The organism is Dyella sp., from assembly GCF_036746095.1.
GTDB lineage: Bacteria > Pseudomonadota > Gammaproteobacteria > Xanthomonadales > Rhodanobacteraceae > Dyella_B.
The window spans coordinates 1-12902 of sequence record NZ_DAIOEU010000091.1 but is presented as its reverse complement, the minus strand read 5'-3'; the positions used below and the strand labels follow the sequence as shown (position 1 = coordinate 12902).

Sequence of the window (12902 nt, the reverse complement as noted above, 5' to 3'; positions counted from 1 at the left end):
GAAGATGGTGGGCGGTACAAGGATCGAACTTGTGACCCCTTCCATGTCAAGGAAGTGCTCTACCGCTGAGCTAACCGCCCGAGAGCCGCGCAGTATACGGGAACGTGGCGGGGCTGAAAAGGCTCCGCCTACCTTGCCGCCTGCTCGCGCAATTGGTGGATGCGGTCGCGCAGGCGGGCGGCCTGTTCGAATTCCAGGTTTTCGGCGTGTTTGCGCATATCGGCCTCCAGCCGCTTGATCAGGACGGACGCCTGGTCGGCGCTGAGACCGGCGTAATCGGCGGCCTCCTCGGCCACGGCGGTCGCCGCCCGGCCTCGCGTCGACTTGCCACGCCCCCGGCCCGGGACTTCGCTGCGGGCGCCTTCCATGATGTCGGCAATCCGGCGCACCACTGATTTCGGGGTGATGCCATGGGCTTCGTTCCAAGCCATCTGCTTTTCACGGCGGCGGCTGGTTTCGTCCATCGCCGCCTGCATCGAGCGGGTGACTTCGTCGGCGTACAGGATTGCTTTGCCGCGCACATTGCGGGCGGCGCGGCCGATGGTCTGAATCAACGAGCCGGTAGAGCGCAGGAAGCCCTCCTTATCGGCGTCGAGAATCGCTACCAGCGACACCTCCGGCATATCCAAGCCCTCGCGCAGCAGGTTGATTCCGACCAGCACATCGAATTCGCCGAGACGCAGGTCGCGGATGATTTCCACGCGCTCCACCGTTTCGATGTCGGAGTGCAGGTAACGCACTTTCACATCGTGCTCGCTGAGGTATTCGGTGAGGTTTTCCGCCATGCGCTTGGTGAGTGTAGTGACCAGCACGCGGTCACCCATGGCAATGCGCTTTTTCGCTTCGCCCAACAGATCGTCGACCTGGGTGCGCACAGGACGCACCTCCACTTCCGGATCGACTAGGCCGGTGGGGCGCACGACCAGCTCCACTACGGAATCACCCGATTTTTCCAGCTCGTACTGCCTGGGCGTGGCCGATACGTAGATCGAGCGTGGCGCGCGGCGCTCGAATTCCTCGAAACGCAGGGGGCGGTTATCCATCGCCGATGGCAACCGGAAGCCGAACTCGACCAGCGTCTCCTTGCGCGAGCGGTCGCCTTTGTACATGGCGCCAAGCTGCGGCACGGTGACGTGCGATTCGTCGATCACCAGCAAGGCATCCGGCGGCAGGTAATCGAACAAGGTCGGCGGCGGTTCGCCCGGTGCGCGTCGGGTGAGATGGCGCGAGTAGTTCTCGATGCCCTGGCAGTAGCCCACCTCGGCCATCATCTCGATGTCGAAGCGTGTGCGCTGATCCAGGCGCTGCGCTTCCACCAGGCGGTTTTCCTTGTAGAGCAGTTCCAGGCGGTCCTTCAGCTCGACCTTGATCGTCTCGATCGCGTTCAACACGCTTTCGCGCGTGCTGGCGTAGTGGGTACGCGGATAGACGGTGTAGCGCGGCACCTTGCGGATGGTCTCGCCGGTGAGCGGATCGAACAAGGCTAGGTTTTCCACCTCGCCATCGAACAGCTCGATGCGTAGCGCCTCGGTTTCCGATTCGGCCGGGAATACGTCGATGACCTCGCCGCGCACGCGATAGGTACCACGGCGCAGTTCCATTTCGTTGCGGGTGTATTGCAGCTCGGTCAGCTGGCGGATCAGCGCGCGCTGGTCGATGCGCTCGCCGCGCGCGAGGATCAGGCGCAGCGACAGGTAATCTTCGGGGTCGCCCAGGCCGTAGATCGCCGAAACGGTGGCCACGATCAGCGAATCCTTGCGCGACAGCAGCGCCTTGGTCGCGGCCAGGCGCATCTGCTCGATGTGATCGTTGATCGAGGCGTCCTTCTCGATATAGGTATCCGACGCGACCACGTACGCTTCCGGCTGGTAGTAGTCGTAGTAGCTGACGAAGTATTCCACCGCGTTATGCGGAAAGAACTCCTTGAATTCGCCATAGAGCTGCGCCGCCAACGTCTTGTTCGGCGCCAGCACGATGGTGGGGCGCTGCACCTGCGCCACCACATTGGCGATGGTGAAGGTCTTGCCGGAGCCGGTAACACCCAGCAATGTCTGCCCCGCCAGGCCGGACTCAAAGCCCTCAACCAGGCGCTTGATGGCCTCGGGCTGGTCGCCGGCAGGCTTGTATGGGGAAACGAGTTCGAAACGGTCGCGATCGGTCATGGGCGTTTATGTGCGGGCGTTCTGGGCCATTTTAAACGCGGGTGCTGACAGAGGTTGTCAGCAGAGGCTGACCGCATCTTTTCCCTCTGTCGGTTGGCATCGGAAAAACGGGACATAGCATGACCCGAATGACATGGACAGATGTAAAGGGCTTCGGGCTGGCCGAGCAGATCGTCACACTGGCAGTGTTGGCCGTGGCTACCGCCATGGCGGTTCCGGCCTTTCACCGAATGCTGGAAAGACATGAGCTGCGTACCGCGCAATCCGATTACCTGGCCGCCTTGCAACACGCACGAAACCTGGCGGTGAACGAGCAGGCGGGTGTCATCTTATGTCCCAGCCGAGATGCACACACTTGCAGCGGCGATGCTTCGTGGAGCCAGGGTTGGCTGGTCGGGCGGGCAAGTGGCGACGATATAGGCCAAATACTCGGCGAACCGCGCTATTCGGGCCGCGGTTATCGCGATCAACTCATCATCACCAATAACGGCAATTCCCGCTATGTGTGGTTTGGTCCCGAAGGGAGCGCGGGAAATACGTGGCAGTCCCTCTTCTTCTGCATGAAGGATGATCCTCAGCGCACGCTGAAGCTAACCATCTCCAAGTCAGGACGAATTAGAGGCGACGTAGAAAGGGACCCAGCTAAATCGCCATGCTCGATTCCAAATTGAGCACATCCACTTGCAGCCGTCATTCCCGCGCAAGCGGCGGAAGCGCGCATGGCCTCAAAGCAACACCGGCCGATCCGGCAACTCATCCGGCCGCGGCCTGCCATGACTCGGAAAATGCCGCTCCAACAGCGCATGCACCTGGGTGATTCCCCGCAACACACCCGCGCGCCATTGCCCGGCGGCGAAATGCTCCAGTATTTCCGTGCAGATCGCGCCCCATTCCTCAGGTTTCACACGACGCGCAATGCCGCGATCGGCAACGATTTCGACGCGGTGCTCCGACATCAACACGTAGATCAGCACGCCACAGTTGTGCTCGGTATCCCATACATCGAGTTGGCCGAACACTTGTCGCGCACGCGTGCCGCTGTCCAGGCCCGACCATACCGCCGGCAGGGGAAGGCGCGATTCGATGGCGACCCGCACTTCGCCCAGATGGGTGTGTTCGCCATCAGCGATCGCAGCCGTCATGTCATCCAGCAATTCCGGCGGGAATCGCCGAGGAAGCTGGAACCAGCCTTCGAACAGATTCGCCCTGATGCGTTGCGCGCGTGTCGGCATTGTCACCAGCTCCCCGATGCGCCGCCGCCACCGAAACTGCCGCCGCCGCCGCTGAAGCCGCCGCCTCCAAAACCACCACCGCCGCCGCGGCCACCAAAACCGCCACCGCCCCATCCGCCGAAGCCACCCCAGCCGCCACCGCCGATGGAGCGGCCCGAGCCCGCCGGCAACAGCATGAACAAGCCGCCGACAATCCCGCCCAGAATACCGATGCCGACGGATGCCAGCACCCACAGCAGTCCACCGATCACCAGGCCACCCAGGGGCGCGCGAACGAGCGCCGGCGCGCGTCCAAACATGCCACGCAGCATGATCAACACGAAGATCGCCAAGAAGAACATGGCTTGCAGATCCGGGCCACGCCGCACCTCGTTGCCTTGCACTGGCGGCGGCAACGGTTCGCCATTGATCAATTGCGTCAAGGCGCCCACCGCATAGCTGATGCCGCCGAAGTAGTCGTTATTGCGGAATTTCGGCGCGAGGTATTCGCGGATGATGCGCGCTGACGCGGCATCAGGAATGGCGCCTTCCAGTCCGTATCCCACTTCGATGCGCACGTGCCGGTCGTTCTTGGCGATAAACAGCAGCACGCCATCGTCGATACCTTTACGGCCAACCTTGTTGGCTTCGGCCACGCGCAGGGAGTAGTCCTCGATGTCGTCGGGCTGCGTGCTGCCTACCATCAGCACGGTGAGCTGCGCGCCTTTCTGCTTCTCAAGGTTGACCAGCTGCCCATCCAACTGATCGATCTGCTGCGACGTCAACGTGCCGGTGAGATCGGTCACATGGCGTGTGAGCTTGGGCACCGCGGGCTGGTCGTCCGCGTGCGAAACAGTCCAGGGCGACAGCAGCGCTATCGCCAGGACCATCAACAGGCGCGCCCAGCGCCGCAACATGTCAGTGCACCGACGCGGCGGGGGCTGGTGTGCCGGTGCCGAAATCCACCGTGGGCGCAGTGGAGATCGCCTTTTCGTTCTCCACCGAGAAATTCGGCTTCACCTGGTAGCCGAACATCTTGGCGGTGAGGTTGTTGGGGAAGGTGCGAACCAGCGAGTTGTACTGCTGCACCGCCTGGATGTAGCGATTGCGCGCCACGGAGATACGGTTTTCGGTGCCTTCCAGTTGCGCCTGCAGATTCTGGAAGACGCCATCCGCCTTCAGGTTCGGATAACTTTCGCTCACCGCCATCAGCCGCGACAACGCACCGGTGAGCTGGCCTTGCGCGGCTTGGAACTTGGCCAGTGCATCAGGATCGTTCGCCAGTTCGGGCGTTACCTGGATGCTGCCCACGCGAGAACGTGCCTGGGCCACTTCCGTGAAGATCTTCTCTTCATGCGTGGCATAGCCCTTCACGGTATTGACCAGGTTGGGCACCAGGTCCGCACGGCGCTGATACTGATTGAGCACCTCAGACCATTGCGCCTTCACCAGCTCGTCCTGCTTCTGGATCGAGTTGTAGCCGCAGCCGGTCAGCATGGCGGCCAGTAGCAGCAGCACCAGAACGCGTAGGCTTTTCATAGGAATACTCCTTTCCTGTGGGCCATCATTGCAGCATCAGGTTTAGAGGGATGCAATCGCTCGTTCTGCACCGGCAACGAGGACAGCGCAAGCAAGCTGCAACGTCAAAACCAGCGCGGCCCCAGAATCAAACCCCAGCACAACACCACCAGTACCAGCAGCACGAACACCGCTGCCGAGCCCATGTCCTTGGCCCGACCGGCCAGCTCGTGAAACTCCGGACTGACCTTGTCCACCACCGCTTCGATGGCGGAATTGAGCAGTTCTACCGACAACACCAGGAACACCGGAAATACCAGGGCGATTTTCTCCAGCGGCCCGTTGCCAACCCACAAACCAACGGGAACCAGGATGACGGTAAGCATCGCCTCCAGCCGAAACGAGGCCTCGTGCCGCCAGCCCGCGCGCAGGCCGTTCATCGACCAGCGAAAAGCGCGCCACAACTGGCGCGGGTCGCCGCGAAACCCGTTCCCCGGCATAACTAAAAAAGCCTGCCCAGAAAGGGAATTACGGGATTTTTTGGCATGGCGGGCAAGGCTCCCGGAAAGGCGGCAACAGGCTGCGCATGATGCCACAAGCGGGCTTGCGAGCCGTCTTCCCGCAGGATTCTGCTTTGCCGCAATGCAACTTTCAGCTAATGGCATTTGCGCTAACCTTCGCCGGATGTGCCTCGCGAAGGCGCTAAAAACAGGTCGATTTCGACCTTGTAGTACACGTAATTCGGAACCATCGCATGACCACTCTGACACGCCCCGTTTCACAAACCCGATCGTTCACCACGGTCTTCCTTATCGAGATGTGGGAGCGCTTCGGCTTCTACGGCATGCAGGTGTTGATGGTCACCTTCATGATGAAGAAGCTGGGCTTCGTCGATATCAGGGCCAACCTGGTCTGGGGCGCGGCGGCGGCCTTGATCTACGCCACGCCGGCGATCGGTGGCTGGGTCGGCGACAAGTTGCTGGGCACGCGGCGCACCATGCTGATGGGCGCGACCATTCTGGCGCTCGGCTACGGCATGTTGTGGATTCCCACGGACACCGCGTCCGTTACGTATCTATCCCTCGGCGTCATCGTCGTCGGCAACGGTTTCTTCAAACCCAACGCCGGCAACCTGGTGCGCAAAATCTACGAAGGCGACGAAACGCGCATCGATAGCGCCTTCACCATCTACTACATGGCGGTGAACATCGGCTCGATGATCTCGATGACCGCAACGCCGTGGATCCGCAACTACATCGGCGCGCTCTACGGCGATGATCTGGGCTGGCACACGGCCTTCGGCGTCTGCTCCATCGGGCTGGTGCTCGGCCTGATCAATTACTCGCTGATGAGCCGTACCTTGTCGCACATCGGCTCGCCGAGCGACCAGCGCCCGATCGACGTCAAGCGCCTGGGCGCCGTGTTGCTGGGTGCGCTGGCAACCGTGTTCATCGCCGCCTTCATCCTGCAAAGCGAAACCGTCGCCAGGTTGTGCGTGTATGGCGCGGGCATCGTGATCCTCTGCATCTTCGTGCACCTGATCCGCAGCAGCCAGCCCAGCGAGCGCGCCGGCCTCACCGCGGCGCTGGTGCTGACCGTGCAGACGATCTTTTTCTTCATCTTCTACGCGCAGATGGCCACGTCGCTGAATCTGTTCGCCCAGCGCAACGTCGACCTGTCGTTCGATATCTTCGGCTTCCATCTGTTCAACTGGATTCCCGAGCAATACCAGAATTTGAACGCCATCTGGATCGTGCTGCTGAGCCCGGTACTGGTCTTCATCTACAACTCGCTCGGCAGGCTCGGCAAGGATCCTTCCGTGGCGGTGAAGTTCGCCTGGGGTTTCGCTGCCGTCGCGCTGGGTTTCTTCATGTACGGCGTCGGCGCGAATTGGGCAGTGAACGGACAGGTGTCTTCGTGGGTGATGATCTGGGGCTACGGCCTGTACTCGCTCGGCGAACTGCTGGTGAGCGGCCTGGGCCTGGCGATGATCGCGCGCTACGTGCCGGAACGCATGGGCGGTTTCATGATGGGCGCCTACTACGTGGCGGTAGGCATCTCGCAATACCTGGGCAGCGTGGTGGCCAACATCGCGCACATCCCGGACAACATCACCGATCCGGTGCAGTCGCTGAACATCTACACGCACCTGTTCAACATTCTCGGCTTCGTGGGCATCGGCTGCACGGTCGTCGCCGTGCTCATCCTGCCGCTGATGAACAAGCTTTCGGCCACCCATTCCGACGCCGCCTACCAGCCGTTGACCGCTGCGCACGGCGAGGAATTCGAAACGCCATGATGCCGACCAAGCCCCTATCCCTTGAAGGGGAGAGGGGCTGCTAGGCTGCGGGCATGCCGCAACATTCCCTTCATCAGCCCTTCGGGCCGCTCGCGCTGACGCGCACCCTCGCCTGGCTGCGCCTGTGCGCCATCGGCGGCCAAAGCATGGCCGTGATGGTGTGCTCGTGGTGGATGCACATCGACATTCCCACGCTTTCGCTGCTGCTGGGCATCGACATGCTCGCCGTGTTCGCGGTGTTTGCCGCATGGCGCATCAGCCAGCCATGGCCGGTGTACGAGTGGGAAACGGTGTGTCACATCGTCGCGGACACGCTGGTGCTGAGCTATCTGCTTTACTTCACCGGCGGTGCGAGAAACCCGTTCGTCACCTTGCTGCTGGTGCCTATCGCACTCAGCGCAGCGGCCCTGTCAGTGCGGGCTATTCTTGCCGTGGCGGCCATTGCCGGCGCGGCGTACTTCGTGCTGCTGCTATGGTTCGTGCCCTTGCCGATGAACGAGCTGACGGCCAACGACCACGGTTTTTCATTGCACGTGGCCGGCATGGGCGTGAACTTTGGCATCACCACGCTGCTGCTTGGCTTCTTCATCAATCGCCTGGCTACGGCGGTACGCAGGCAACAACAGGAAGTGCAACGCGTACGCGAGCGTGCCTTGCGCGACGAAGGCATCATGGCCATTGCCACGCAGGCTGCCGGCGCCGCGCATGAATTGAACACACCGCTGTCGACCATGCGCACGCTTTTGCCGGAACTGCGGCGCGAACACGCCGCCGATGCGGCGCTGGACGAAGATCTGTCCCTGCTGGAAGGCCAGGTGGAACGCTGCCGCACCATCCTTCGCGAGATGGTCGCCTTCGGCAAGGCACAACTCTCACAGGAATTCGAACGAATCACGCTGTCCGCTTTCATCCACGGATGTCTCAAGCGTTTCCAGCTCCTGCGTCCGGAGGCGGAACTGGAGCTGCACGTCATGCCGCAATCGGATCAGGTGGTATTGCGCACCCCGCCCGGCCTGCGCCATGCCTTGCTCAACTTGCTGAACAACGCCGTCGACGCCTCCGCACTGCGCGATTCAAACCACGTCACGCTCGAGGTACGCCGCGATGGCTCGTGGCTGGATTGGATCGTACGCGATCGCGGCCCCGGTTTCGGCCCCGCCGGCACCCGCTCGATGCTGGGCGAAAGCGGCAAGCAAAGCGGCCTCGGCATTGGCCTGGCGCTCGCCGAAGCCACGGCCGAGCGGCTGTCCGGCGAACTGATCGCCACCAACACCGAAAATGGCGCAGAAATGTGCCTGCGGCTGCCCTTGTCCACCATTGCCGAAGGCATGTAGCACACACTGATGCCGCGCCAGCTTTCATCGCGGCACCTCCAAACGCACACACAAGCCTGCTTATCCGGCAAAATGGTCGGGTAACGTCGAACAGAAGCAGCAGATGAACCACCCCATCCCTACCGGCGGCACGCGTCCCTTGCTGATCGTGGACGACGACGCCACCTTTGTACGCGTACTCACCCGAGCCCTGACCTCGCGTGGCTTTGAAGTGATCACCGCCGGCAACGCCGACGAAGCGCGTACGCTTTCGCAACGCCATCAGCCTCGACACTGTGTGTTGGATCTGAAGCTCGGCGAAGAGAACGGCCTGCGCCTGATTCCCGAACTGCGTGAACTCGTGCCCGACGTACGCATCCTGCTGCTGACCGGCTATGCCTCCATCGCCACCGCCGTCGAAGCCATCAAGCGCGGCGCGCACGATTACCTGGCCAAGCCGGTCGACGCCGACGCAGTCGTACGCGCCTTGCTCGAGGGAAGCGATGCAGTACCGCAAGGCGAAGACGAAGTCATCGACGCACCCGAAGCCCCGCTGGCCTTGCGCCGCCTGGAATGGGAACACATCCAGCGCGTGCTCACCGAATGCGACGGCAATATTTCCGAAACCGCACGCCGCCTCGGCATGCATCGCCGCACACTGCAGCGCAAGCTGAGCAAGCATCCGGTGCGCGAACGGCCGAACCAGGGTAGTTGAATCGCGCTACTGCGCTACTGCACATCGATTGCATCAAGTGCAATGCGCAGTTTCTGCCCCGGGCTGCCGGGCCGAAGTTCAAGTTTGCGAAAATAGGCGCCTCCTGAAGCGCCAGGCACTTCGAACGTCCAACTTCGACAACCGTCTTCAGCCATGTGGCAACTGCCGACGCGCTTGCCATCGAACCAGGCCTCCAGCTCCATCGCCATCGACTTTCCGGTGTTGGCGCGATGGAGATTGATTTGTACGATCACTGAGCGTCGTAGATCAGTTCCGCCAGGAACGAACAAAGTCGCCGTATCAACAAGGGTCATGACGCCGTCGCCCGTTGCATTCCATCCCTCTCCCAGCAACAAGCGGCCATAGCCTGCCTGTGCGAAATCGCTTTGAAGCGGCAAATTGAAGGGTGATATCGAGGTCCCGCCGCGTAGATCAACGGAGGAAGCCGGCAACGGGGCGCTCCATGCGGGAGCCAGCACGTTTTTGCCATCCAACCGAAACAGAGCGGCGCGTTCTGGAGGTATGGCGCGTGCTATCGCAAGCTCGCGATCGTTCAACAGGTAGAGCGTGTGCGGATCTAATTGACCGCTCAGCAGTGCGCTTTGCTGAGCGTTATGGAGCGAAAGGAAGTTGTCCATGTCCAAACGCGCCAATTGGACGGCATCCAAGCCCATGCGCTGGCTGTTCGCGTAGAACGCAAGACGCTCCCAGTCTGATGGCTTCGTCAGCGGCACGACCCTAAGGGTGCTATAGCGACGACCTGCAGTGTCCCAGAAAGCGCCATGCAAGCCTGGCACTGATTCATTGCGCGCCCGGCCCGACAACATGACATGCAGATTGATATAGCTGGGAACAAGATCCAGACCCTGCAGGACAATCGCGCCGGCCAGCACAGCCATTTGCCAGCGCACCGGGCAAACCTGCAGCAACACGAACAATGCTGCCACCAGCGCAACGTAATAACTCGCCCAGAACAAACGCCCGGTGGATTGCAATGGGATATGAGAGAGCGCCACCCGCCATTTCTCTGGCAACGGCATATGCCATTGCAAGCCGCCGATCCCGATGTTGCAGGTGACAGCCGCCGCTGCCAGCAACAGGGTCATCCATAGGAGCGGCGTTGGAATGCGTTGAGCACATGGCATCTGTCGACGAACCACTGCGATCACAGCAGCTGACACGATCAACGCCAAACCGCCCAGGCCAAAATAATTGAAGCCTTCGTATTCGCCGGCTGCTTCCGGAAAATTGAGCCCGACATGCGACCAGCCCGATCCATTCACGGGCGCCAGCATGTTCATCTTGTAATAACCGAAGCCTTCGGCTTGCGCACCATGACCGGACACCATGAACAATCCGGCGACCCAGGCAGCAGACACAACCACAACGACGACGCAAAACAGCTCGGGTAGCAACGCCCTGACACGCAAATTCGCCGCACTTTCGTCTGCGACGCGAAAGCGTTGCATGACATCAGCCAACCAGATCGCAGCGGTGATGGCGAAGAGGTAGGCATGCACCATGATCGCCACTGCCAGCAACAACGCCCAGTAACGTGTTTGACGCCTGCGGCCGGGGCGAAGGCAAAGATAGATCGCAGCAAGCACCAGCCAATGGCCCACCAGCGCCATATGTCCGCCCAGCCGCATCAACATGGGCGGCGCAAATAAAAAAAACAGCGTCCCCAATCCTTTCGCGATCGCATTGCGCGCCACCAAACCGAGCAGGCACCATGCAAACCAAGCTTGCAAAATGAAGCAGGCCAGAACCCACAAGCCAAAATACTGGAACGTCTCTGGCAACCATGATGCCCAGGGCTTGAACAACATGGCCAACAGGGGAATGGAATCAGAATAGTAGACCGACGTATGCAGCCCGGCGCCGTAAAGCGGATTGGAGCCAAGTGGCAAGCTCCATGGCGCATGGCGATAAAACGCCCAGCCAAGATAGCTCTGCGCCAAATCCCCCTGCGTCAGCCAGCTGACGTTGCCAGGCTCCAGCATCGCACTGCCCGTGATAAGCAGGCAGGCCAACACGCCAATCAGGACGGGCATCAGCCATGAATCAAGAATGCGAGGGATCCATCCTGTCCTGTACGTCACGTGCGTAATCGCTTGATGAGGGCGCAACAGCATTGCACATCAGACGGATGGGCAACACTTCGGTCGTGGCCCGCTGCCGATCAATCCGTCGAAGATGGCGTGGCCGGCATACCCAGGTGATTCGACGGATCCGGCTCATCGTCATAGATCGCCACGTGCGGCACGCCGTCCGCGCCGATCCAGCCACGAAACATGCCATCGGTATTGAATGGCATCGCGATGTTGCCGTGGGCATCCAGCGCAATGGCGCCACCGTTGCCGCCCATCGAGGGAATTTCCTGGTTGATGACTTCGGCGGCGGCGCGCTGCACGGGTTCCTCCAGCATGGACACCTTCATGCAGATCTCGTGCGCGGCGACGGTGCGGATGTAGAACTCGCCCCAGCCTGTGCCTGATACGGCGCATTTCGCATTCGCATAGGTGCCGGCGCCGATGATCGGCGAATCGCCCACGCGGCCCCAGCGCTTGTCGGTCATGCCACCCGTGGACGTGCCGGCGGCAAGATGGCCGGCGCTGTCGAGCGCCACGGCGCCGACCGTCCCGAAGTGCTTGGCGGTTTCCGGATCATCGTGCGGCTTTTTCTCGCTGTCTTCCTTGAGCGCCTTCTGGAATTGTTGCCAGCGTTCCTCGGTGCGGAAGTAAGAGGGATCGACCAACGGAATGCCTTGTTCTTTCGCGAACGCTTCCGCGCCGTCGCCGATCAGCATCACGTGCGAGGAATGCTCCATCACCGCCCGCGCCAGCAGGATGGGATTTTTCACGCGCTGCACGCCGGCCACGGCACCCGCGCGGCGGCTGTCGCCTTCCATCACGGCGGCATCCATTTCGTTCCTGCCTTCGTGCGTGAACACCGAGCCGCGTCCGGCGTTGAAGTTGGGATCATCCTCCAGGACCGTAATCGCGGCCGTCACCGCATCGATCGCCGGTTTGCCGGCCTTGAGCTGGGCATAGCCGTCTTGCAGCGCCCTGGCCATCGCCGCGCGCACGGCTTTCTCCCGGATCGGGTTCATGTCGCGCTTGATGACGCCTGCGCCCCCGTGGATCACCAGTACTGGCGTGGTGGCGTGCGTCATGGCGGCGATCCCTAAGGCAGTGAGCGCGACAAACAGACAAAACGGCTTCACGCGGCACCTCTTGCAAGCATGGGTTCAAGTTTAGCCAGCCGCCCGCACGTGCTCAGCCGTATGGCACGACGATGACCCCGACGGTCGACACTTTCGCCCTTTGTACCGCATGTCCCGTCGCCGATCCGTCGTATCCTACGCAGTTAACATCCCCCGCAATAAAGGCTTCCCCATGGAAAAGGTTTACGCAAACGCGACGAAGGCTCTGGACGGTCTGCTGTTCGACGGCATGACCATCGCGGCAGGCGGTTTCGGCCTGTGCGGCATTCCCGAGAACCTGATCGGCGCCCTGCTCGCAGCCGGCACCAAGGGTTTGACCATCGTCGGCAACAACGCCGGCGTGGATGATTTCGGCATGGGTCCGCTGCTGAAGACGCGCCAGGTCAAGCGCGTCTACGCCTCTTACGTGGGCGAGAACAAGGAATTCGAGCGCCAGGTGCTGGCCGGCGAACTGGAAC

Annotated in this window: 12 protein-coding genes and 1 tRNA gene; 5 read left to right on the top strand and 8 right to left on the bottom strand. The window is 61.5% G+C overall.

Annotated features, from left to right (window positions below):
• Positions 1–5: 5 nt before the first annotated feature.
• Both V7M64_RS21325 and uvrB read right to left on the bottom strand, forming a co-directional pair.
• A tRNA-Val gene (locus V7M64_RS21325) sits at positions 6–80 on the bottom strand.
• A gap of 48 nt (positions 81–128) precedes the next feature.
• The gene (gene uvrB / locus V7M64_RS21320) at positions 129–2162 is read right to left on the bottom strand and encodes an excinuclease ABC subunit UvrB (protein ID WP_333682086.1); all 2034 of its coding nucleotides are present in this window, start codon (positions 2160–2162) and stop codon (positions 129–131) included.
• A 119-nt stretch (positions 2163–2281) separates the two neighbouring features.
• On the opposite strand from uvrB, the gene V7M64_RS21315 reads away from it, so the two are divergent.
• The gene (locus V7M64_RS21315) at positions 2282–2833 is read left to right on the top strand and encodes a GspH/FimT family pseudopilin (RefSeq protein WP_333682085.1); all 552 of its coding nucleotides are present in this window, start codon (positions 2282–2284) and stop codon (positions 2831–2833) included.
• Positions 2834–2887: 54 nt separating this feature from the next.
• Here the strand turns inward: V7M64_RS21315 and V7M64_RS21310 are convergent, their stop codons facing one another.
• The 4 genes from V7M64_RS21310 to V7M64_RS21295 form a co-directional block, all read right to left on the bottom strand.
• Complete coding sequence (locus V7M64_RS21310; protein WP_333682083.1) at positions 2888–3394, bottom strand: TPM domain-containing protein; 507 nt, start codon at positions 3392–3394, stop codon at positions 2888–2890.
• 2 nt (positions 3395–3396) lie between these two features.
• On the bottom strand, positions 3397–4290 hold the full coding sequence (locus tag V7M64_RS21305) for a YgcG family protein (RefSeq protein WP_333682081.1): 894 nt from the start codon (positions 4288–4290) through the stop codon (positions 3397–3399).
• Between the two features lies 1 nt (position 4291).
• The gene (locus V7M64_RS21300) at positions 4292–4912 is read right to left on the bottom strand and encodes a LemA family protein (RefSeq protein ID WP_333682079.1); all 621 of its coding nucleotides are present in this window, start codon (positions 4910–4912) and stop codon (positions 4292–4294) included.
• A 104-nt stretch (positions 4913–5016) separates the two neighbouring features.
• The gene (locus V7M64_RS21295; protein WP_333682078.1) at positions 5017–5391 is read right to left on the bottom strand and encodes a diacylglycerol kinase; all 375 of its coding nucleotides are present in this window, start codon (positions 5389–5391) and stop codon (positions 5017–5019) included.
• Between the two features lie 254 nt (positions 5392–5645).
• On the opposite strand from V7M64_RS21295, the gene V7M64_RS21290 reads away from it, so the two are divergent.
• The 3 genes from V7M64_RS21290 to V7M64_RS21280 all read left to right on the top strand — a co-directional run bounded on the left by V7M64_RS21290 (position 5646) and on the right by V7M64_RS21280 (position 9218).
• Positions 5646–7190: an oligopeptide:H+ symporter gene (locus V7M64_RS21290; RefSeq protein WP_333682076.1), complete on the top strand. Its 1545-nt coding sequence runs from the start codon at positions 5646–5648 to the stop codon at positions 7188–7190.
• 53 nt (positions 7191–7243) lie between these two features.
• Positions 7244–8524, top strand: a complete 1281-nt coding sequence (locus tag V7M64_RS21285) for an ATP-binding protein (protein WP_333682075.1) — start codon at positions 7244–7246, stop codon at positions 8522–8524.
• A 103-nt stretch (positions 8525–8627) separates the two neighbouring features.
• Positions 8628–9218 (top strand): response regulator transcription factor, encoded by a 591-nt coding sequence (locus tag V7M64_RS21280; RefSeq protein ID WP_333682074.1) that lies wholly within the window; start codon positions 8628–8630, stop codon positions 9216–9218.
• 14 nt (positions 9219–9232) lie between these two features.
• Here the strand turns inward: V7M64_RS21280 and V7M64_RS21275 are convergent, their stop codons facing one another.
• The gene (locus V7M64_RS21275; RefSeq protein WP_333682073.1) at positions 9233–11272 is read right to left on the bottom strand and encodes a DUF6311 domain-containing protein; all 2040 of its coding nucleotides are present in this window, start codon (positions 11270–11272) and stop codon (positions 9233–9235) included.
• Positions 11273–11400: 128 nt separating this feature from the next.
• A complete protein-coding gene (locus tag V7M64_RS21270) occupies positions 11401–12393 on the bottom strand; it encodes an isoaspartyl peptidase/L-asparaginase (RefSeq protein ID WP_333682072.1) in 993 nt (330 codons plus the stop codon).
• Between the two features lie 223 nt (positions 12394–12616).
• Here V7M64_RS21270 and V7M64_RS21265 point away from each other — a divergent pair.
• The coding region (locus V7M64_RS21265; RefSeq protein WP_333682070.1) for a CoA-transferase at positions 12617–12902 on the top strand (286 nt) is incomplete at its 3' end.